The organism is Acetobacter pasteurianus (genome assembly GCF_009914215.2).
Classification (GTDB): Bacteria; Pseudomonadota; Alphaproteobacteria; order Acetobacterales; family Acetobacteraceae; genus Acetobacter; species Acetobacter pasteurianus.
In genome coordinates this window covers 36,700-59,367 of record NZ_CP039847.2, presented here as the reverse complement: position 1 = coordinate 59,367, position 22,668 = coordinate 36,700, and the positions used below count along the sequence as shown (strand labels likewise).

The following is a 22,668-nucleotide window of genomic DNA, read 5'->3' as shown; positions in this document are numbered from 1 at the left end:
CACGTCAAGAAAAACCGGGAATAGTCTGTTATTCGAGAAACTTAACCGGGCATTGAATGGCAAAAATGAGGGCGGGAGCTGACTTTCTACCAAGAAAGTAAATTCACTCTGTTCGCTTCGAAGCCAGTTCATAAATCTCATTATCGGCTCTCCGGCCAACGGCAATTACATAGATGACGATCCGTTCGTCGATGACCTGATAAACAAGGCGGTAACCATCTTTCAGAAGCTTGATCTTATAAAACCCTGATAGGTCGCGATGCAGTTCGTTTCCTGGAGAGTGAGGGTTCCAGATCAGCTTTTCCAGCTTCTTTTCAAATTTCTTACGCACGCTGCCGTCAAGAGCATCCCACTCTCTGAGTGCTCTGTCGTCGAATTCAAGACAATACTCTTTCATTCGCGATGACGGTTCTTAAGCTCTGCAAAAGTCATACGATGCTTTTGGGCAGGGTTTTTTAGGCGTTCGCGCACAATCTCGATAAGCTCCGCATCCTCGTCTGTGACAAGCCTCCGCTTGACGGGAGAGCGACCCGTTTCAGCAATATACGCGAGCGTATCGCGCAGTGCGTCAGAAAGTGAAATGCCTTGAGCCGACAACTTCTTAACTGCGGCTGCCTTCAGCGTTTCATCTACCCGGAATGTAACAGCAGACATACAAAGCCTCCTTGCGTGTATGCACATATGTATCACAGCTGTTGGTACAAATGAAGCGAAAGATGGTCGATGCTGATGTCTGCATTCGAGAAACCTGATCGGTTGCGGAAACGGCAGAAAAGAGGCGACAGCGGAATGTCTGGGTCTGTCGGCATCGTTGCGGGCGTTTCCGTGCGGCAAGGGAATTTATTACTATCTTCTGGTTTCCGAAAAAATGTCGAAATCCATTAGATAATGATAATCAAAGTTATTACGGATCAGCGGCTTATGAATCCATTTAATCCAGATAATGTTCTGCTGTGGCCATAAAAATCCACTGATTAATGATAAAAACATCAGGCTGGTTTCGTGAGAATTTAACTGCTTATTCTGGCGGAAGTTACGTCAGCAATGGGGGGGAAACAGACAGTCGGCTATCGGGATAGAGTTACCGAAAACAGCCTTTCGCAGTGTTCACATTCATGGCAGGGAGTAGAACTATTCAGGTGATTTCGCCTACTTCACGACAAGTATCACGTCGGCGGCTAAATATTTTCTATAGTTCAAATGCAAGTTCCTTCCATTGGAAGGAACTTGCGGGAAAAATAGGGTATCAGCGAGCAAGCGGATAATCCGTATAGCCTTCTGCACCCTGCGAGTACCAGGTGCGGATATCGTCCTTGTTCTGGGGCAGATTGTCTTCCAGACGACGCACGAGGTCCGGATTGGCGAGGAAAGGCCGACCAAACGAAATGGCGTCCGCAACACCGGTAGCGACTGTCTCGATCGCTTCTTCCCGTGTGTAGTCCTGATTCAGAACCAGCGGCTTCCTGAAGACTTCGCGGATCGGACCATGCAGCTTGGGCTGGTCGGTCTTGCCGAACGTGCCGTTCGGTCCGGGCTCGCGCAGTTCAAGGAAAGCGATATCGAGGTCATTCAGCAGCTTTGCGGCCGGCACAAAAACCTGCTCTGGATGACTGTCGATGCAGCCCTGCGTATCGCCATTGGGGGACAGCCTTACTGACGTTTTGTGCGCGCCAATCGTTGCGATCACGCGTTCGGTGACTTCACGCAGGAAGCGGATGCGGTTTTCCGGCGAACCGCCATATTCGTCGGAACGATGATTGGTGCCGTCCCGCAGAAATTCGTCGATCAGATAACCGTTGGCGGCATGAATCTGCACACCGTCAAAGCCTGCCTGAAGGGCATTGCGAGCAGCATTTTCGTAGTCGTTCAGGATGCGGGCAATGTCCTCCTTGGTGAGAGGGCGGGCGACTTCGGGAGCCTGCTTGCCATCGTACGTATGGAGGGCTTCAGGCGCTTTTGTCGCCGAGCAGGACACAGGTTGCTGGCCCGTCACGCTGGAATGAACCATCCGACCCATATGCCAGAGCTGGGCCACAATCTTTCCGCCCTTGGCGTGAACTGCGGCGGTGATGGGCTTCCAGGCTTCCACCTGTTCCTGCGACCACAGGCCCGGCGCATACGGCCAGCCAAGACCTTCGCGGCTGATCCCGGTCGCTTCTGAGATGATCAGACCGGCTCCGGCCCGTTGCGCGTAATATTCGGCCATGATGGGGGTGGGCACATGATCACGGGTGCCCCGACCGCGTGTCAGCGGCGCCATGAGAATTCTGTTTTTGGCGTAAATGCTTCCCAGTTCAATCGGCTCAAACAGGCTGGTCATGACAGATCCTTCTTAAAAGATGCAGTTCCTATGAATTTGGGAAGCCTCACGAGGAATACAACAGAAGGCTTACAACCTCGTCTGACTTGAGGTGAGCACTGCCTGTCTGCTGAATTGGTGAAGCCGACAGGCAGATTTGGGAGGGAGATGAGAATGTCTGCTTTCAATAAAATAGGCACTTATAAGTGTAAATAAAAAATCATTTTTGAAGGCTTTTAATTGTAGATAACTTCTTTTTATCGATGTATCTTTTTAAGAAGAAATTTCTTATACTTTTCCTTTCAGAAAAAGCTTTTTTTGGATAAAATAGTTCTAAATGTTTTTTAATATGTGGGTTTGTTACATATTTCAAAAGCCTAAAGTATATAACTATATCATATAAATCTTTCGAAAAAGGAGCTAGTGCGTTTATAGCTATAATACTACACTCTGGAGAAGACATTTGTCCTCGAATTAAATTTCCATATTCTTCTTTTTCTTTATTTGATAGATATTTTTCATTCATTATTTTTTCTAAAATATAGTATAGAGTTCTAAAATAAGCACCATTTTTATATTCATTATTTTTATGAAATGCATTTATGTATATGGAAACCATTGCCTGAGTATCTATTTTTTCTTTTTTCTTCTCTTTTTGGTTTATTTTTACTGATATATAATGCTCCAAAAGCCTAAGAGCTTCTTTTCCTTGAGATATTGATATATTATTTTTTCGTTTTGATATTATGATCGGAATTTCACCAAAAAAATATTTCTTCTCTCTATATAGTAAAGAAATAGGATTTACGCATATTTTAAATATTTTTTTTCCAAAAACGCTATACTCTACAACAACGTCATCCCTTTTTTGTTTTGCAATAAAAGATGTTATGCTTTTATTAAGGTCTGGATCGTTATTTGGAAAAGAAAAAGTTATTTCCTTTCTGAGATCATTTATAACACTTATTTGTTTAAATATTAAAGACTCTATATTTTGTTTGTTTGTATTTTTTTATCGTTTTTAAACGATATATATTGTAAAATAATTGTTATAACAATTCCTATAAAGCCTAATGCTGTTAGAAGTGCATTAAACGCTCCAAATGTATCTCCCCACGCTCCAAATATAGAATAGTCGTCAAACTTAGATGTCGATTTTGTAATATAGTTGTAGATTAGGCTTTCATCTGCCCCCCAAAAAAGCCATACGGAACATATCAGAACAAAAAGAATTGGAGAAATTATAAAAATAACAAAAGATAAAATTATACTATTTATTTTATCGAATGAGCATATGATCTTATAAATCATAAAAATAAACTCCCTTAAAAAATACTATATTACAATTAAATTGCCAGTGAAAATACCTTATATCAAACAAAACAAACCATGAAAATAGGGATCATTTATGTCTGCTTTCCGAAGGTTATTGAGAGGTCCGAATGTCTAATATGAGGGCGATGACGGCCTGTCTGCTGCCATTCATTGAGCAGACAGGCAGATCGGGCGGGGATAGCGGAATGTCCGATCTCAAGGAATATAATAAAAAACCGGACACTCTTGAGAAATGTAATTAGGCCCAATCGACATTCATCCGCTTGGTGCATCAGCACAGGAACTTATAAAATCACAATCAAAATAGTTGAGAACCCTGAATGTCGATTGGGCCTAGTTTTCAAGGCTGCCGGTTGACTGTGCGTTTGGCCAATATGGAAATAATTGCGGGCTTCGATGCGCCCCTCATGGAGAAATTGGAATTAGAATTTCGCACATACATGAATGAACTGGCCTCAAGGTTCCAATCGAGAACCTGAACATCGGTCACAGAAAATCCAGTATCTTTAAACATGTAGCTTTCATACTCTTTCTTATTGCCCTCTATGATTTCGGCTTCGCTGACCCCGTATGGAATGTGAGCTCTAAAGGCAGTATGAATCCACTCCACCGATGGTGCGCATAAAGGCACAGCAACCAATTTATCCTCAACATTCTCCCGATATTCTTTTGGTTTTTGATTTGAAGTGAGGTTAGGTGAAGTTCGCATGTCGTTATCGTCGGGATGAGAACCGATGAACCATCCAACGACGACTTTAGGCTTAAACGTCTGGATTGCGCTGAGTAGCTGAGGCGACGGTTCGAATAAGTCGGACTGGAAGATCTCAACATTGGCCCCATAATCTTGTAAACGGGCTTCAGCAAGGCGAATTAGATCGGGATTATTGTCGAAGGCCAAGACTGGTCGGTTTCTAGAAAGAGCCAATGTGCCCCATCCTGTTCCAGATCCTATTTCTAGGGTAGGTAAATCAGGAACTATTTCGCTAAGGCGTTCGTAAATTTTATCATTCTGGAATTGGAGTGATTCGCGAGCCCAAAATTCTGAATACTCTTTGGGTGTCATTCGCTTTAGCATTACACTTCTCCATCGAAATCCTATACTCAGAATCAAGCATAGATGGTTCAAATTACGTTTTTTGTTATTAATCTTGTTTTTTGAAATAGTTTTTCAAAGATTCAAGAGTTTTTAATGAAACAACAAAGTGACCGATACCATCTTTGTCTTCACTCCAATCGTCAAAAGTGAATAAGCAGGCGTCGTCATCTCCCGTAATTTTTCTTAGGCGGCGATGAATACCGGATTGAAAAGACCCGTAGCTAGAAACTCCTGTCTCATCCAATTCTCTAGCATCAACAGCAGGACCTTTACTTGCAATAACCTTCAATGCGTTACGTGATGACTCTCCAAGACCAGCTATTAGTCTTTCAATCTGGTTCTCCGTCAGATCATAGACGTTATTCCAATCATAACTTTCGTAACCTTCAGGCTTCCCTGCGCCTTTAGGAAACAGAAGTTCCTGAATTTCCTGCCGCGCCTTGTCAGAAAGTGCGTTAAGATCGTTAAGTGTGAGCGTTACTTGCATAATGAGTTCCTCAGTTTTCAGCAGGATAGATTTCAGCTAACCAGCTTTGATTGTGTTTGCCGACCATTAACCCCAATCAAGTAGTGGATAAACGCAATCAATCATACCTTAGATAACATGTAAAGGGCCATTGGTGGATTTTATGGAAGGCTTGGTCTGATCTATCTGTCACATTACGCAGATCTGACGAATAATAACTGGGTAACCATCTCTTCAATGGCCCCTTTACGCAATAATGCAATACTCATTGAATATCTGATATGAAGGCAAGAGCGGAGCGTCATCCGAGCGTGTGTCGGCATTTCTTTTCGTATTATGCTATGAGAACAAAAGGTAACATTTCTCAGGGACGCATGTTGTGCCGATCCGTCCAGAACTCAGGTGGCTTTACCCTCCCGATTGGCCACAGATCAGCCGACACGTAAGGTTTGAACGAGCGCAGGGACGGTGTCAGGTCTGTGGCCGTCCGCATGGCCAGCGGATCCGGGTGGTGGCCTCTGGTCTCTGGTTCGATGTAGGCACGGGAAACTGGCGGGACACCAAAGGGCGTAAGACTGGCGGTCCGGACCTCATTGACCTGATCGAGGCACGCGAAACCCGGGTGGTGTTGGCCGCTGCACATCTGGATCATGACCCGCGCAACAACCGGTTAAGCAATCTGCGTGCCCTCTGCCAGCGCTGCCATCTTGTGCACGATCGCGCTTGGCACGCCTTGCAACGGCGGCTGACCTGGAAATCCCGCTACGCGCTGGGGGACCTATTCGAGGGTCCATATCGTCCCGGCATTCTCGGTGTCGCCACCGCGCAGGCTGACGCAGGATCTGCGACGAACAGATGACTGTTTTGCATAGCTTTACAGCGGATGTGGAGGCCATGAGGCATGGTGAAGTCGGCATCTATCTGGTGGACAGGCTGGGAAATTAAATAATTTCGATCTGGACTTAAAATATGTTCTCAGAAGTCGAGCCTGATATGATAATTAGGGTAATATAGAGAAACGTCCAGGTGCCGCATGAAGGTCAGAACATCATGGGGTCAGTGCACATGCAAAGCTCTGTGTATACTGTTGAGGACACAGCGTGGACGATTGCAGTTCAGCGCAGTGATGTGTTGCGTCCCCTTTCTGAAAAACAGCGGTTATCCCTGTGTGAAGTAAACGAAGCTGCTCGGCTTCTTCAGATCAGCATTCCTCATGTTTACAGGTTGATCCGTAAACTACGTGCGGAACAAACAACTTCAGCCATGACTTTACAATCGCCCGGCCCCCGTAAAGGACGTAGGCGGCTACCCCCACATATCGAACAAATAATCGATCAGGCGATCGACAGATTTTTTATGAAACGAGAGCGACTGACGTTAAAACGGTTTTACGGACTGTTTGTTTTGGACTGTCGTGCTCATGGCCATGTTCCTCCATGCTTCAACACAGTGCTGTCCCGGATAAAAGCGCGTGATTTGAAAACTACAGTGCGTCGGCGGAATGGAAAGGCATGTGTTGAAGCTGGCTTTCATCAGATTCAAGGAGGTCTCGAAGCAGAAAGGCCCTTGGATATCGTTCAGATTGACCATACCAAGGTTGATCTCATGCTAGTCGACGATGTTACTCGTGCGAGCATCGGTCGACCTTGGCTAACACTGGTGATGGATATTCATACGCGTATAGTTCTGGGGTTTCTTCTGTCCCTCGAAGCTCCCAGCACCACTTCAGTCGCGCTTGCCCTTACACAGGCGGTTCTCCCCAAAGATTCCTGGCGTGCGGAGCGTCTGATTGAAAACAGTTGGCCAACGTGTGGGCTTCCTCGTTGCATTCATGTCGATAACGGAGTGGAATTTCATAGCCGGGCTTTCGAGCGTGGTTGTGAACAACACGGCATTCAGATTGTTTATCGACCACCCGCAACTCCGCGCTATGGAGGTCACATAGAACGTCTGATGGGTACCCTGATGCGTCGCATTCAAGGGCTGCCTGGCACAACATTCTCGAATGTTGTGGAGAAGGGGGATTACCGCTCTGAAGACCGGGCGTGCCTGTCGTTCCGGGAGTTCGAACGGATACTGGCGCTGGAAGTTCTCGGTCCATATCACAACGAGATCCATCGTGGTCTTGGTCAGCCTCCCATGACGAAATGGGCATCTGCCACAGAGACAACCACTGTTCGGCATCCCGCGAATACTAGGGCTTTTCTTCTCGACTTTCTTCCCTATGAGACGCGGGTAATACGTCGTGATGGTGTCCGGTTATTCAATATTCAGTATCAGGATGGAGGACTTGCGCATCTGCTTGGGCGTCTGGATACGCGCCTGCGGGTGAAATATGATCCCCGTGACCTTTCAGCTGTTTATGTAGAACTGCCTGATGGCGACCATGTTCGCGTTCCCTACGCAGATTTACGCCGGGAGCCTATTACTCTGTGGGAACATCGTCATGCGGTTCGACGTCTAAAGGACGAGGGACGCCGCACCGTCGATGAAGCCTCGATTTTTGCCGCAATCAGGGAGCAGCGAGCCATCCTCAATGAAGCGTGCGGTCAGAGCCGCGAGGCACGAAGGAATTTTGTCCGTCGTGAAATCGCCCAGAGGTGCGCTGATAGCCCGTCAGAACCGAACCAAAGTCAATTTCCTGCTGGAAAAGCAGAAGACGATGCCGACCGCATCCCAATGCCGCCTCCAGGCGCTCATAGCGGTGTGGAGATCTGGTAATCATGTGCCGTGCAGAATGGTCGCATCTCCCGGAAGACGTGAGACCACTTGCTGCATTGGGGAACGAAGAAAGGATCCGGCACATCCGAGCCAAGCGTTGGGTGGATTACCCACACGCTGATCGTGTACTGAGGCGCCTCAACGAGATTTATGTCCAGCCACGTTCAGAGCGTATGGAAAATATGCTTCTGATCGGTCAGAGCGGTATGGGGAAAACGACACTCGTCCGAAAATTTGAACGCACTCACACTGTCAGGTTGGGGAACAACGGGACGTGCCGTCTACATCCCATCGTCGTCATGCTGATGCCACATGACCCAACAGGGCCTCGCTTTTTTTCGCAGCTGCTCAAAGCAATCGGCGTTCCTGCAATCGACAATTTCGAGACAACAGCACCACGTGAGTCAACGGTTCTGCGCGTGTTGACCGAGGTGCAGGCCAAAGTCATCGTCATTGACGAGTTGAATTCTGTTTTGGCAGGTACGGCCCGCCAGCAACGACTGTTTCTGCAATTGCTGCGCTGGTTGTCGAACGAATTGCGTGTCGCTCTGATAGGGATCGGTGTACCGGAAACACGGCATGCTCTGCTGTCTGATGACCAGTTACGAAACCGCTTTATGAATCTGGAACTACCAGTGTGGGAAAATGGTGACGATTTTAGTCATTTTGTAACACGATTGATCTGGAGCCTGCCTTTGCGAGAGCCATCTCCAGTTGACTCCCGGCGGTTAATGCAGATGCTCGTCGGGCGCACAGGAGGCATTACTCTGGGTACGTGCAAGGCGATTGAACGCGCAGCAATCAGAGCCATTCGTTCTGGCACCGAGCGTCTTGATTATCAGGCTTTTGAGCATGAAGATGTGTGGGATGGCATTGAAGCGCCTGTAATAATGGGAGGACATCGACGGAAATCCCGTCGTGGGTAAAGAGGGGGCACCGTCATCCCTTCCGCTCGTCCCATTTCCACACAGGGCAGAGGCATTTTCTTCATGGCTATCCAGACTGGCCGCCCGCTACGATCTCCGGGCTGACCATCTTGCTCGTCATGCCGGATATCCTCTCCGAGGAGCGGGGGAACTGGACTGCTACCTGTTACCTCAGGCAGACCGTAATCTTGCAGTCATGACCGGCCTGTCACGACGCTCAATCAGGGCAATGCGCTGTGGAATGCCACAAAGGCGTCTGTGGGTTCGAGATCATCACGTCTGGTGTCGGGAGTGTGTACGGGACGCTCTGCTAGAGGGAGATGAGCCCTGGGAGCGGCGATCATGGCGAACGGGAGCGACGGTGACCTGTGATCGTCATCGGCAGCTTCTGGAAGAAGTCTGTCCACAATGCGGAAAAACAGGCGCAGGATGTCTTTTCGTCAGTGAGAAAGGGCGCCTGCGGGCATTATGCGCTGTCAGAGGCGGCAAGATCAATTTGTGGGGGAAACCATCAGCAGTCCAGCTTCCCTGGGGACTGGCTGTGAACAGAACGACATTACGATGTTTGAATGCTCTGACGACAGATCTCAATCGTAGTCTCGTGGGCCAGCCTCTTCGTACGCAATGGCGTGGTGTAAGTAGCGACCGACCGCTGACGACCATTGTTGAAGAATTGACGCTGATTATCCTGATCACGATCAATTATCTCCCCAGACCTCAGCCGCCATTATATTGGATGCAGGAGCAGTCTGATTGGAAAGCAGCGTTTCATTATACACCCGCCATGCTGCCTGTAGCACTGGCCGCTGGCATCCTCATGCTGGCTTCGATCCTATTGTCCGATGAGCAGTTTTTTGAAGAGCTTGTTTTCTGGGATCCTCTAGAATCCCAGATTCCGAATGAACCGCTCACGGCTGATAATTATGTGGTCTGGCTACACCCTAAGGTGAGGACATGGGGACGACAAATCGTCACGGCACCGTTTGGCCTGTAGCCGCTTGTACTTCTTTATCATCAATCAGTGGATTTTTATCATTATCTTCTGCATTTTTATCGCGATTAAGTGGTTTTTTCGGCGACAAAAACGGCAGTCAGCGGCGGATTATCATTATCTTCTGGTTTTCGACAAAAACCTTTCTTTTCCGTGCGCCCGCCTACTTGCGATAAGTGGAATTATCGCAAGTAGGTATGGGGAAGGAGGTTGTTTTTTGGAAAAAGACGTAGTTTGAAACTAACTACGAAATGAGGTAACTCCCACTTCCTCGTTGGGATTCCATATTGCGCAGTTTGGTACAGAATGGTATATATCATTGGTATCTACTAAAGAGAGGCGAATATGTCCGATACAGCCAAAATTTTTATGACCGGTCGCAGCCAGGCTGTTCGGCTCCCCGCCGCTTACCGCTTTGACACATCAGAGGTCACCATCCGCAGAGACCCCCGTACCGGCGATGTCATTCTCTCGCCTCGACCCGAGGGATGGAGCGAGACACTCTCTGCCATTCGTAAGGCCAAAGGGGCTGATCTTTTCCCTGAAGGTCGTAGCCAGGACCAACAGGACCGGAATCCATTTTCTGAGTGCCTGCCGTGATTGCTTATATGTTCGATACCAATACAATAAGTGACATTATACGCGCTGACGAGAGAGTGCTCTTACACGTCGAGGCCCTTGATCCAGACCAGTGTTGTGTCTCGGCCGTAACCGCCGGAGAAGTTGCTTATGGGCTGGCCAAACGCCCATCGGCGACCCGCTTACAGCGTCTGACACGCACTGTGATGGATCGGCTGACCATACTGCCCTGGAATAATGACGTGGCGGAGCATTATGGGAAATTACGAGCAGAGCAAGAACGGCGCGGTCAAATTCATGGGTCTTTAGACCTCATGATCGCAGCGCATGCCCTGACGGAACATCTGATGCTAGTGACCAGTGATCACGCCTTTTCTCAAGTTCGGGGGCTTACTGTGCGGAATTTCCGAAATTCTTGAGGAATGAACACCGACTTCATACCTCTCACAGCAAACCGGGCTCAGAACATCGCATTAACAGCAAATTGCGGTGACACCTGAATGCTTTTGTTATGTCCTGCAAAATAGAATGCTGATCCTACGATCACTCCCCAATTTGCATTCCAGTTATATTCAAATGCAGGTGCGATCTGCCAGTCTGTTCCGGCTGCTCCGGTCTTATGAATGTACGTGCCGTTCTTATCATGACCACGCAAGGTAGAGCCATTCGACCAGTCGTGCGCAATATCCATGGCCAGAACCCATTTCTGGCTTAAACCATATTCCAGAGAGAAACCCGTCTGGCCACTCATCCCCGGCTGGCCGCGACCACGAAAGCCATAGGCTGTTCCATAGCTGGTGGTATCAACAAGTTTGGCTGATGTCACAGCACGGCGAAACCAGTTCCATACCCGCAGACGCAATTCATGGTTGCCCGGCAAAGTGTAAGTTGATTGCTCTGTCAAAGCCGTGCGGAAAACGTAGGCACCACTTCCTACCCCATCCTGCTTATCACCGAGCTTTGTATAATCTCCGGTCGGGAAAACCATGCCCACGAACAGATTAAATGCTGGAATATAACGCTTAGGGTTCGGTCGTACCAGACGATAGATCAGATCAACAGGCACATCCCCTGTTTTGGGGCCATGAGAATGACCTTCTGCATGTTTCCATCCATAATCTACAATCGTATGCACCTGAATACTGAAATCTGGGGAAATACCGTATTTCCAAAGCGTAGAGTTTGAAAACATACGTTGTAAGGGATGCGCCGCAGGTAAGGTCCGCCCATGGGGTCCAAAACTTCCTAAATGATGTGGTCCCGTCCGTTCGGACAGTTTTGTGGGCTTGATAAGCTATACCCGGTTGTTGTTATGCCGCCCTTCTGACGGCGTTGCTGTTGGCCATCTGTGAATTGCCCCGGGTTTTGTGGAGACGTTTTTTATCTGATTTAAGCGGCTAATGCATGTGATTTCTGTTGTGCATAAAAGCGTGCCTCAGCTTCTGCTGGCGGGATGTTTCCAATGGAGGACAGGAGCCGCCGATTATTGAACCAGTCGACCCATTTAAGTGTTGCCAGTTCAACAGCTTCCCTGTTTTTCCATGGCCCCTGCCGATAGATGAGTTCGGTTTTGTAAAGTCCGTTAATGGTCTCTGCCAAGGCGTTATCATAGGAATCCCCAACACTGCCGACAGAAGCAACGAGCCCCGCTTCAGCCAGTCTTTGCGTGTAGCGAATGGACACATATTGACAGCCGCGGTCGGAATGGTGGGTCACTTTTCCCTCAGGCTGCCTCTGGCACAGAGCCTGCTCAAGGGCATCCAGTACGAAGTCGGTATGAGCCGTTGAGGAGACACGCCAACCCACAATAACCCGTGCAAAGACGTCAATGATGAAGGCCACATAAACAAAGCCCTGCCAAGTGGAAACATACGTGAAATCCGAAACCCACAGTCTGTTGGGGGCAGGAGCATGAAACTGGCGCTGCACCAGATCCTGCGGACACGGACGTTGCGGATCAGGCCGTGTGGTTCTGACCCCCTTGCCACGAATGACGCCTTTCAGCCCCATCCGGCGCATCAGCCGCTCTACCGTGCAGCGGGCGACATCCACGCCTTCACGTCTGAGCTGATGCCAGACCTTGCGCGCTCCATAGACGCAGAAATTATTATTCCACACTCTACGGATGTCATCGCACAGTTCTTTGTCTTTCTGGCTGCGCACACACGGATTTTTCTGTCTGGCAACAGTTGCATAATAGGCAGATGGTGCAATCGACAGAACCCTGCAGATTGACCCGACACCATATGTCTGCCGGTGCTCCTCAATGAAGCGTGTCATGGCTTGAAGATGCGGTCGAGCTCCGCCTGGGCAAAATATGCCGACGCCTTACGCAGGATTTCATTGGCCTGCCGCAATTCGCGGTTCTCTCGCTCCAGTTGCCTGATCTTCTCTCGATCAGGCAGGTCACTCACCGCAGGCGCATTGGCACGTTCATGCAGACGGGTCCATTTTGACAGCGTGTCAGGATGAATATCCAGCTTTGGCGCTATCATCATCACTGCAGACCACCGCGAAGGATGGTTCTTCTCTTCCTCCAGAACCATGCGGGCTGCACGGTCACGAAACTCAGGCGGAAAACGCTTCGATTTATTGCTCATGAATTCTTCTTACCTCACGGGTCTTTCTGTCTCCACAAAACCCGGGGCAATTCATTGATGAGACCGGTTTTCTGAAGAAGGGTCAGGCGTCCTGCGGTGTGGGGCGGCAGTATACGGGATCTGCCGGCAAGATCACGAACTGCCAGATTGGTGTGTTTGGCGCTTATGTTTCGGAACGGGGGCATGCCTTTATTGACCGCGCCCTGTATCTCCCGAAAGACTGGACATCAAAGCCTGAGCGTCTGAAGCGGGCCCACGTTCCCGATGACGTGGTGTTTGCAACCAAACCGGCGTTAGCCTCGATGATGATTGAGCGAAGTATTGAGGCCGGTGTGCCGTTCCGCTGGGTTGCAGCAGACAGCGTGTATGGCGTGGGCGACGTAGAACGCACGCTTCGCCGGGCAGGAATTGGATATGTGCTTGGGGTCAAGGGCAATCACTGGTTCGGATCATGGGCAACGGAACCGCTGATTGCCGGAGAGGCGAAAGATATTGCAGCAGGACTGCCAGACCAGGCCTGGCGTCGTCTGTCAGCGGGGCACGGCACAAAAGGTGAGCGACTTTATGACTGGGCGTATCTTCCGCTTGCTGATCTGGATGCTGAAGAATTTGACTGCCCTATAGCCGGACCATGGACACGTGGCCTGTTGATCCGCCGAAACATCGCTGACGGGGACCTTGCCTATTTTACGACCTGGAGCCCGAAAGGGACAACCACGCAGGAACTGGTGAACGTTGAAGGGACGCGCTGGAGGATCGAAGAAGGGTTCGAGACGGCCAAAAACGAATTTGGTCTTGATCATAACGAGACCCGCTCCTGGCATGGTTGGCATCGGCATGTCTCTCTGGTCATGCTGGCCTATGCCGTCATGGCCAGTGTCCGTTACCAGGCAAACTCACTGAAACCGAAAAAAACACAACTCAGAACACGACAGTCCTTGTCCGCTGGTCCATTCAGGAGATCAGGCGCCTCGTCGTAAAACTTGCACAACGCAGACTACCCGTCTCTCACATCCTCAGATGGTCCGTCTTTCGACGAACGCATCAGGCCAGTGCTATCCGCGCTCACTCACGACACAAAATGCAACTGTAGTGCTAGCAGAACCATGGACTGACACTACTACTAGTACAGGTCGGCTTATGCTTGCAGTCTTGGGTGGACTTGCCGATGTGGAACGCGATCTAATTCGTACACGTACATCAGAAGGACGCATTCGAGCGATCCGGCAAGGGAAAAAATGGGACGTCCTTGTCGCATGACAGATGTCCAAAGACAGGAAATTATTGATAGACGCTTAAAAGGTGAATCTTTAAAATCTATTGCAGCTTTCTATGAGATTAGTGAAAGCACTGCATCGCGGGTTGCGCGTGGAAAATATAGATCCTTCTTATAATAAATTCTGATTTTTGCAAAAATCAGGACTTTGACCTGACGAGGTATTCCCTTTCCTGAAGCTAGATGGATGCCGGCCACTGTTTCCGTGACCAAAGCCTGGATACTTGGAATAGGAAGCTAAGCGATGTGATGAGAAATTTTCTTTCTCCGTAGAAACCGTTGTCTGGTGGCCATTCAGGTTCACGTCATCTTTGCGCGTTATAGGGGCAAAGACGCTAACGCAATGATGGCGTGCTGTGATCGTATTAGGAAGGCCAGATACAGGTTATGCAACGGGTGATACGTTACGGATTGTCAATTCTGATAACACTCAGCCTGTGCGGATGTGTCTCTTATACCGAAACAGAAAGTATCTGTAAGGGAACGGAAGAAGGTATTCTTCTGCATATAGATGGCTCATATGCAGGCTATCCACATTCTGTTTTACGGCATGCAGTCTTGCAGAGTGTTGCCTGTCCTGTAGGAGAAACAGAACTTCAGGCATTTCACGCCATTGCTGTGCCACCACCACATATGCGGGTGTCTATCAAGCGTCCGGCCGGGCAGGGGCGGTTGGGATCGCTTTCCGTCACATTATTTTCGCAAGGGCGTTTTGTGATTGGTGAACGCATGGCCTTGACGTCTTTTTCACGCACCCAGTCACCTTCATCCATAAAAGGCGACATCAACTTGGCAACGGTCAATCTATGGAATGACCTCGCCTCCCGAATTACGCATAACAAGCCGATTATTCCGTAGGAGGCTGCGTGTAACCTCATGCGTGAAATCCTGCTGTTAAGTATTGTGACATTTTCATTCGGCATATTTTCCGCAAATGCCCAGAACATGCCAGAAAAAATAGATTTTCATAGAGCCGTTAATATGGCCTGGTTGGTTGATCCTGTGCGTACGGAATTGCAGGTTGGCCATCATTCTGCAAATGCGCGCAGCAGTGCGGCAGGATCATGGTTTGCTGGCGGCCCAACTCTGTCCGGTGAATATATGGATGATCATGCAATCGGGAGTAATGAAGGGTACACCACTTATCAGGGAGGGGTGTCCGTACCGCTCTGGTTACCAGGGCAGGGAAGCGCCACACGTCAGGTTGCAAGTGCTGAAGCCGCATCTCTGGATGAGCAGCTAAATGTTGAATACCTGTCGCTTTCCATAAGGATATTGGATGGGGCGGCCAAAGCACAGATTGCTCAGGAACGTTTAAAGGCGGCACATCAACTGTATGAGTATGCAAGCAGGATAAACAGTTTGATTGCTCATTCTGCGCATGTGGGTGAATCTTCATCTTCGGAAAGCCAGATAGCACAGTCAGAAATGGAAAATGCCCGTAATGAACAGGCATTGGCGCAAGAATATCTGGAAAATTCTCAGGCTGAACTGGAAGTTTTATTTGCCCAGCCAGTTGAGGTTGATCTTTCTCATGGTGCAGATATGGCACATGTGCGGTTTGTGGAACCGCGTGATATGGAAGACAATGATCCGCGCGTAAAAGCCGCACACAAAAATGTAGAAGCTGCACAAGCTAATATGAAGCTTGCCCGCCGCTCTTTTATGCCCAATCCAGAACTGGGTATCGATGTGATTCATGAAAAACAGTATGGCAGCCCATGGGATGACCGGGTTGGTGTCAACTTCAGCATCCCACTACCAAGCGAGGCCCGGAATACACCGATTATGTCTGAGGCCAGCAACAGGCTTGCTTCTGCCAATAGTCAGGAAATACAGGCCCGGCGCATGGTACATCTGGAAATATCCCGTGTGCGGGCTCGGCTGATGGCCGCCACAGCTGCCCGGCAGACCACCCGTATAGCCGCGGCAAATATGCAAAAGCGTGCAGCGGCAGAAGAGCATGCCTGGCGGGTGGGAGAGGCAACGCTCGAAACTGTCATGCAGGCAGAACAGGCTGCCTGCAATGCGCAATTTGCCAACGCTCGAGCAGAGGTGGAGTGGCATGTCGCAACGCTGCGTATGATGATTGCCATGGGGATTACACCATGAAAGGACGCATCCTTGCGTATTTCGCTGTGTGTTTTTGTATGTCACCTCTCGCCAATGCGGAAGATCAGATACTCCCTTCGGTTGTCGCGCTAGATATGGCAGCGATAAAAAATGAAGGTATTACAGTGACCTTTGCCAAATCCGGTAAGGTTTCTCGCATTCTGCCAGTTATCAGCCGGGTTATGCCCGATACCACGCGGCTTGTGTATATTCATCCAGCCGGAAGCGGCAAAGTGCTGGACGTTTTGGTGCAGCCAGGTGCTTCGGTCCGTAAAGGACAGGTCCTGTTGCGCTATCAGGATCATTCTCTCCATGGTGCACGGCTTCAAGCCATTCAGATGCGTGCCGCGTTAACAGCTGCCATTGCCAGTAGAAATGATGCCGCAGCCGCAGTGCAGCGCGCAAAACAACTGGTTGGTCAAACTCTTTCATTGGCAGAGCTGCGCCGCAGGCAGGATATTCTGGCGCAGGCAGATGCAACCATGCGTGCCCGACAGGCAGATGTGGATACATTGGGTCATCGGTTTAATGAGGAGTTCAATTCATCTTCTGAACAAAGCAGCCGAAAACAGCAGGATGAGGTATCAACCCTGATCTCTCCGGTTGATGGTGTGTGTGCAAACGCTGGGCACATCTGTCGCCGCAGACCTAACGCCAACTACACAAACGTGGCAAGCGTAGCGGATCTGTCTGACGTGTGGATTGTTTCGGATATTACGCCGGAACAAGCAGCATGTCTTCAACCTGGAGGCCTACAGACCACAGAGACCAACGATGGTGCCATCACATCCCGGATTGATACAGTGGATGGCATGGCCAACCCGCAAACAGGGTTGGTGCGTGTTATCAGCCGTGTTTCCAACCCAACTGGTGTGTTGGTTCCAGGCATGGTGCTGGATGCCAGCCTGACGGAGCGTGACAGTGTAACGGGAATGGTCGTGCCGTCAGATGCCATTCAGAAAATTGATGTCCATAACGTCGTATTTGTGCAGATAGATAAAACGCATTACCGGCCTGTGGTGGTGGATGTGGTCTTGGATAATGGCATGCATGCGGTTGTAAGCTCAGGCTTGAAAGAGGGTGAGGCAGTGGTCAGCCACGGCAGTTTTGCCCTGAAATCAATCATCGGGCTGGCCGGAATGGACGCAGACTGATGGCCCGTAAATACCTGGAAGCTTTGCTGCGGGCCCGCATGCTGGTGCTGGGTGGATTGGCTCTGATATTGGCGGCAGGTATGATGGCAGTGCTGGAACTGCCAGTGGAGGCTGTGCCTGATATTTCCCCAAAACAGGTTCTTGTATCCGTTGTGGCTCCAGGCCTTGCGACCGAGGAAGTGGAAAAACTGATCACCTTTCCGGTTGAAGCCAGTATGACCGGTATTCCCGGTCTCACAGATCTGCGCTCTGTTTCCCGTGGTGGGGTTTCGGTTGTTTATGTGCAGTTTGCTGATGACACGGATATCAATCTTGACCGCACGCGTGTGAATGAGCGCATCCAGCAGGCGCGGGGTTCCATATCTGTGCCGGGTATCACCGTAAGCATGGGGCCGCTTGCAACGGGCATGGGTGAAATCATGCAGTTCCAGATCAAGGGAGCAGGGCGCTCACTTATGGAACTCAACCGGATCATGAACTGGACGGTAGTCCCGCAGATGCGGCTTGTGCCGGGTGTTGTGGATGTAAACGTCAATGGTGGCGCGGAAGAAACCTATGAGGTTGCACTGGATCCTGCCCGGCTGATTGCCAGCAACCTTTCAGTGAGTGAGGTTTATCGCGCAGTGGATGCAAACAATGCGGCATCAGGCGGTGGGTGGATCACCCATCATGCCGAACAGCAAAGTGTTGTCGGGCGTGGGTTGATCAGCAGCCTTGCGGATTTTGGCAACATTGCCGTACGCGCCAATGCCGATGGCTCCATCATACGTTTGCGAGATCTTGGGCACATTACAACTGGCGCACGCACACGCCTTGGCGCTGTTACCCGTGATGGGCAGGGTGAAATTGTAATTGGCGTGGTGATGATGGAAAGTGGCGCAAGTTCCAACGCCACATTGGCTGCCATCAATCGTGCCTTGCCAAGCATAAGGCAATCCTTACCAACGGGTGTTACGCTGGAGCCCTATTACACCCGCGCCACATTAACCGGGCAAACAATCGCGACCGTGCGCGATAACCTGCTGATGGGTGCCGTGCTGGTGATAGCGGTGCTTGTGGTTGTGATGGGAAGCTGGCAGGCCGCTCTGGTGATTGCCTCCGTTATTCCAGTAGCTCTTGTCTGCGCCATGGCCGGCATGCGGTATTTTGGCATTTCAGCCAATTTGCTTAGCCTTGGCGCAATTGATTTTGGCATGATTGTTGATGGCTCATTGGTAGTTATTGAGCATATTCTTTCAAGGCGGGAGGAGGAGCCGGAAGCCGCGTTTATGCCGCTGGTTGTCTCATCCGTTCAGCAGGTCATGCGGCCTGTGGGCTTCGCCATACTGGTCATTATTATGGTCTATCTGCCTATTCTGACCCTGCAGGGCATTGAAGGGCATATGTTCCGGCCTATGGCGCAAACGGTTATCATGGCGCTTCTAGCTTCGCTGGCTTACTGCTTCATCTGTATTCCCGTAATTGCGGCTCTGGCTTTGGCACGTGTGCGGCCAAAAGGAGATACATGGCTGATTGCTCGCCTGCGTGCTCCATATGTACATCTGACAGAGTGGGGAGAAGCACATCCGCAGCTTCTGTTTGGGGGCACGCTGGTTGTTCTAGTGTTATCGGCAGGTCTTGCAACACGTCTGGGTGGGGAGTTCATTCCCCAGCTTGATGAAGGGGCTTTGGCTGTTACCACCACACGTCTGCCCTCAGCATCTCTGGAGACTGTACTTGCATCGGTGACAAGACAGGAACAGATTCTGCGGGGTTTTCCTGAAGTCAAAACGGTTGTCAGCAATACAGGCACATCCGCCATTCCCACAGACCCGATGGGTGTGAATGAGACTGACAGCTTCATTCTTCTCAATCCGCCATCAACATGGAAAACCGCGCGCACGCAGGCCGGACTGGTGGCTGCAATGGATGAGACACTGCGGCGAGAATTGCCAGATGCGCTGTATTCCTGGAGCCAGCCGGTGCAGATGCGCATGGATGATCTGCTCTCTGGCGTAAGAACACAGATTGCGGTTTCGATTTTTGGTGATGATCTGGCAACACTCGCTGCTCTGGGAGACAAGGTTGTAGCTGCTATTGCAAGTGTAAAGGGTGCCGCAGATGTGGCAGCGGCGGGTGATGGCAGTGTGCCGCTGGTTGTGGTGGACATTGATCGCGCACAGGCTGCCAGCCGCAACGTGGCAGTACAGGATATTCTGGATACGGTGGAAGCCATAGGCGGACATATTGGTGCGCGGCCTGTTATTGTTGGCAATGCCATTATCAGCACGCAGGTGCGCCTGAACGGCCGCCATGTGGCTTCAGCAGCAGCTATTGCTGCTTTGCCTGTTCGGCGTATGGATGGGCAGGGGAATGTCATGCTTTCACAAGTGGCGCATGTACATGAAGTTGATGGTACACCACGTATCAGTCGTGATGGCGTACGCCGCCGCATGGTGGTGCAGGCCAATGTGCGAGGGCGGGATCTTGCCTCCTTTGTGGCTGAAGCGCAGCAGCGTGTGGCGCATGATGTGCATCTGCCATCGGGCTACACCATGCAATGGGATGGGCAGTTCCGTAACCTGCACTCAGCTGTGCAACGTCTGGAAATTGTTCTGCCTGTTGCTCTTGGTCTGATATTTGCATTGCTGGTTGTAACCTTTGGCGCAATCCGGCCCGCACTCTTGGTTTTTATCAATCTGCCTGTGGCTGCAACCGGCGGCATTATTATGCTGACATTACGTGGAATGCCCTTCAGTATTTCAGCAGGTATTGGATTTATTGCCCTGTTTGGGGTGGCTATTCTGAATGGCGTTGTGCTGGTGAGCGAAATAGCCGCATTGCGCGCGCGAGGTATGGCCGTGGCGCAGGCGGCTTTTGCGGGCGCAAAAGCCCGCTTCAGACCGGTTATGGCTACGGCGTTGGTGGCCAGCCTTGGCTTCTTTCCCATGGCGTTTTCTGAAAGTGCCGGGGCGGAAGTGGAAAGACCTTTGGCCAGTGTGGTGATTGGCGGACTGGTGACATCCACACTGCTCACTCTGCTGGTGCTGCCATCCCTGTATGCTCGTGTCATGCGAGAGGAGGTTCAGAACTGATGCGTATCCTCATTGTGGAAGACGAGCACGATCTTGGGGCAGCCGTGCAGGAGCGTGTGCGGCAGGATGGACATGCTGTGGATTGGTTCATGACTCTGGAAGATGCGCGCGCAGCTGTAGCCACCGTGGATTATGACTTCATGCTGCTGGATCTTGGGCTGCCAGATGGCAATGGGCGCGATCTGCTGCGCGAGATCCGCCGCACGTCCTTTGATACCGCCATTCTGATCACAACGGCAGAAGATCAGATCAGTGACAGGATCGCAGGTTTGTCCGATGGAGCGGATGATTACATCGTCAAACCCTATGACCTGAATGAACTTGTGGCGCGGATTGCGGCAGTCGCGCGCCGGTATGTCGCGCCACGCAGGCAGGCCTGCTACCAGATGGGCGAGATTGTTATTGACCGGGAAAATCGTTCCGTAATGCGTAATGAGATGGAACTTGAGTTAACAGCACGGGAATGGGCGATTATGGAACTGCTGTCTCGCAGGCCCGGACGCATTTATTTCTCGCCATCAGATTGATACAGCCTTGTATGCGCTGGATCAGGATGTTGGCAGCAATACAGTTGAGGTTTTTATAGCCGCCTGCGTAAAAAGGTTGGCAATACGGTTATCAAAACTGTTCGTGGCCGGGGCTATTGCCTGGCCGATAGAGCAGACGCATGAAAAACTGGAGCCTTGCGACCCGGATTGTCAGTGGTGTTCTGTGTGTGGTCACGCTGAGCCTTCTTGCCCTCAGTATCGCCGTTGCTGGTTTTACGCGTTACGAAATCACAGAACGTCTGGACAATTCCTTGCAGGAAGTATCCGAACGTTTGCAGACTATCATCACCATACAGCCGCATAGAGCCCAGTCAGACAACGTGGCATGGGTGCCTGATGTGGGGCCACGAACACTCGCGTATCAGGTTGTTGACCAATCTGGCCATGTTGTTCTGCGTTCTCAAAATGCACCGGTTGAACCTTTTGTGTCTGATATTCATACAGGTTTTGCCAATACCCCTTTGTTCAGGGTTTATATTGCGGCACCTACGGCCACGGCTTATCGCGTGCTTGTTGGTGAGCCCACGTTGCATCGGCGAGGGGCCACATGGCGTGCTACGGCCATAGCGGTCTTGCCGATACTGATTTTTCTGCCCGTAATTTGGGTGCTGGTGCGCCTGATCGTGCGTCGTGCCTTGCGACCTTTGAACCGTTTGCATGATGAAATGCAATCTCGTGGCAGTGGCAATTTAAGCCCTATTTCATCACTTGATTTGCCGGTTGAACTGGTTTCCATCCAGCATGCCGTAAACACGCTTCTATCCCGCCTGAAAACAGCACTTTCTACTGAACGCGCTTTTGCAGCAAGTGCAGCGCATGAATTGCGTAACCCACTTGGGGCCCTTCTTGCGCAGGTGCAGATGCTGGGGCGTATGCTGCCTGAAGGATCTTCGGCTAATAAGCGGGTGGAAATTATAGCAGATCGTACCCAGAGATTGGCCCGAACGGTTGAAAAACTTCTACAGTTTTCACGTGCATCTTCTGGCGTTGCTTTTCGGCGAGATCGTTTTGATCTGCTGGCCGTATTATATGTGCTGGTTGATGATCTGGGGCATCTACCACGTGATGGCCGGAGTATTGATTTAAAAGCCAAGGGTATTGGACATATTTTTGTTTATGGAGATATGGACGCAACCGGTATTCTGTTGCGCAATCTGCTTGAAAATGCCCTCTTGCATGGCACTTCCGATATGCCAGTAAAGGTTGAGGTAAAACCTGAGGGCTGTATTGACGTTATTAATGATTGTCCTGCCTTGGCCCCGGATACATTGGCCCAACTGACAAGCCCATTTGTGCGTGGCGGCAGTTCCAGCAATGGCAGCGGCCTTGGTTTAGCAATCGCCAGTAATATTGCCAGGCAGATGGATGCGCGCTTGCAATTACAATCACCTCTTACTGGTTCTGCGCGGGGATTAAGTGTTTCCCTATGTTTCCCTAACCCAGAAATCATATTGCTGTCTGAAGAAACCTGACAGTAACGCGTTCAGGTTT

18 protein-coding genes, 3 pseudogenes and 1 other annotated feature are annotated in these 22,668 nt (G+C 50.3%); of the genes and pseudogenes, 13 read left to right on the top strand and 8 right to left on the bottom strand.

Going from position 1 to position 22,668, the window contains the following annotated elements; all coding sequences use genetic code 11:
- Positions 1–103: 103 nt before the first annotated feature.
- The 6 genes from FCN51_RS26570 to FCN51_RS26545 form a co-directional block, all read right to left on the bottom strand.
- Entirely contained in the window at positions 104–397 is a 294-nt protein-coding gene (locus FCN51_RS26570) for a type II toxin-antitoxin system RelE family toxin (RefSeq protein WP_003618711.1), read from the bottom strand.
- A complete protein-coding gene (locus FCN51_RS26565; RefSeq protein WP_003618686.1) occupies positions 394–654 on the bottom strand; it encodes a type II toxin-antitoxin system RelB/DinJ family antitoxin in 261 nt (86 codons plus the stop codon). Before FCN51_RS26565 ends, FCN51_RS26570 begins: the two co-directional genes overlap by 4 nt.
- A 592-nt stretch (positions 655–1,246) precedes the next feature.
- On the bottom strand, positions 1,247–2,320 hold the full coding sequence (locus tag FCN51_RS26560) for an alkene reductase (RefSeq protein WP_006115447.1): 1,074 nt from the start codon (positions 2,318–2,320) through the stop codon (positions 1,247–1,249).
- A gap of 199 nt (positions 2,321–2,519) precedes the next feature.
- Positions 2,520–2,987 carry a putative phage abortive infection protein gene (locus FCN51_RS26555; protein WP_050793094.1) on the bottom strand — a complete coding sequence of 156 codons (468 nt, stop codon included), beginning with the start codon at positions 2,985–2,987 and terminating at the stop codon, positions 2,520–2,522.
- Positions 2,988–3,974: 987 nt separating this feature from the next.
- The gene (locus FCN51_RS26550) at positions 3,975–4,697 is read right to left on the bottom strand and encodes a class I SAM-dependent methyltransferase (RefSeq protein WP_232517494.1); all 723 of its coding nucleotides are present in this window, start codon (positions 4,695–4,697) and stop codon (positions 3,975–3,977) included.
- Between the two features lie 79 nt (positions 4,698–4,776).
- Complete coding sequence (locus FCN51_RS26545; protein WP_039891503.1) at positions 4,777–5,217, bottom strand: hypothetical protein; 441 nt, start codon at positions 5,215–5,217, stop codon at positions 4,777–4,779.
- Between the two features lie 1,044 nt (positions 5,218–6,261).
- Between FCN51_RS26545 and FCN51_RS26540 the strand changes: the two genes are divergently transcribed.
- The 5 genes from FCN51_RS26540 (at position 6,262) to FCN51_RS26520 (ending at position 10,832) form a co-directional block, all read left to right on the top strand.
- Positions 6,262–7,917, top strand: coding sequence for a Mu transposase C-terminal domain-containing protein (locus FCN51_RS26540; RefSeq protein ID WP_096884314.1), 1,656 nt, complete (start codon positions 6,262–6,264; stop codon positions 7,915–7,917).
- Positions 7,918–7,919: 2 nt separating this feature from the next.
- On the top strand, positions 7,920–8,843 hold the full coding sequence (locus FCN51_RS26535; protein WP_006117295.1) for a TniB family NTP-binding protein: 924 nt from the start codon (positions 7,920–7,922) through the stop codon (positions 8,841–8,843).
- Positions 8,836–9,837, top strand: coding sequence for a TniQ family protein (locus FCN51_RS26530; RefSeq protein ID WP_006117296.1), 1,002 nt, complete (start codon positions 8,836–8,838; stop codon positions 9,835–9,837). Before FCN51_RS26535 ends, FCN51_RS26530 begins: the two co-directional genes overlap by 8 nt.
- 342 nt (positions 9,838–10,179) lie before the next feature.
- On the top strand, positions 10,180–10,434 hold the full coding sequence (locus FCN51_RS26525; protein ID WP_039891981.1) for an antitoxin: 255 nt from the start codon (positions 10,180–10,182) through the stop codon (positions 10,432–10,434).
- 56 nt (positions 10,435–10,490) lie between these two features.
- Entirely contained in the window at positions 10,491–10,832 is a 342-nt protein-coding gene (locus FCN51_RS26520) for a type II toxin-antitoxin system VapC family toxin (RefSeq protein WP_240190208.1), read from the top strand.
- Between the two features lie 41 nt (positions 10,833–10,873).
- On the opposite strand, the gene FCN51_RS26515 is transcribed toward FCN51_RS26520, so the two are convergent.
- Positions 10,874–11,605 (bottom strand): hypothetical protein, encoded by a 732-nt coding sequence (locus FCN51_RS26515; protein ID WP_006117298.1) that lies wholly within the window; start codon positions 11,603–11,605, stop codon positions 10,874–10,876.
- Positions 11,606–11,802: 197 nt separating this feature from the next.
- A protein-coding gene (locus FCN51_RS26510) for an IS3 family transposase (protein WP_096884248.1) occupies positions 11,803–13,013 on the bottom strand; the annotation gives its coding sequence in 2 pieces (ribosomal slippage) (positions 11,803–12,728 and positions 12,728–13,013; 1,212 coding nt in all).
- Positions 12,619–12,735: a sequence feature (AL1L pseudoknot), on the bottom strand. Its footprint overlaps the gene before it by 117 nt.
- A gap of 53 nt (positions 13,014–13,066) precedes the next feature.
- On the opposite strand from FCN51_RS26510, the pseudogene FCN51_RS26505 reads away from it, so the two are divergent.
- The 8 genes and pseudogenes from FCN51_RS26505 to FCN51_RS26470 all read left to right on the top strand — a co-directional run.
- Positions 13,067–13,993, top strand: a pseudogene (locus tag FCN51_RS26505) (IS701-like element IS1452 family transposase); the annotation flags it as partial.
- A 115-nt stretch (positions 13,994–14,108) separates the two neighbouring features.
- Positions 14,109–14,407, top strand: a pseudogene (locus FCN51_RS26500) (recombinase family protein); the annotation flags it as partial.
- Positions 14,408–14,676: 269 nt separating this feature from the next.
- Positions 14,677–15,147, top strand: a complete 471-nt coding sequence (locus FCN51_RS26495) for a hypothetical protein (protein WP_006115451.1) — start codon at positions 14,677–14,679, stop codon at positions 15,145–15,147.
- A gap of 18 nt (positions 15,148–15,165) precedes the next feature.
- Entirely contained in the window at positions 15,166–16,401 is a 1,236-nt protein-coding gene (locus tag FCN51_RS26490; RefSeq protein WP_309401517.1) for a TolC family protein, read from the top strand.
- On the top strand, positions 16,398–17,555 hold the full coding sequence (locus FCN51_RS26485) for an efflux RND transporter periplasmic adaptor subunit (protein ID WP_310258737.1): 1,158 nt from the start codon (positions 16,398–16,400) through the stop codon (positions 17,553–17,555). Before FCN51_RS26490 ends, FCN51_RS26485 begins: the two co-directional genes overlap by 4 nt.
- Entirely contained in the window at positions 17,555–20,629 is a 3,075-nt protein-coding gene (locus tag FCN51_RS26480; RefSeq protein ID WP_160257077.1) for an efflux RND transporter permease subunit, read from the top strand. Before FCN51_RS26485 ends, FCN51_RS26480 begins: the two co-directional genes overlap by 1 nt.
- Positions 20,629–21,300, top strand: a pseudogene (locus FCN51_RS26475) (response regulator transcription factor). Before FCN51_RS26480 ends, FCN51_RS26475 begins: the two are co-directional and overlap by 1 nt.
- On the top strand, positions 21,297–22,649 hold the full coding sequence (locus tag FCN51_RS26470) for a sensor histidine kinase (RefSeq protein WP_006115456.1): 1,353 nt from the start codon (positions 21,297–21,299) through the stop codon (positions 22,647–22,649). The pseudogene FCN51_RS26475 and the gene FCN51_RS26470 overlap by 4 nt, the downstream one beginning before the upstream one ends.
- Positions 22,650–22,668 lie beyond the last annotated feature (19 nt).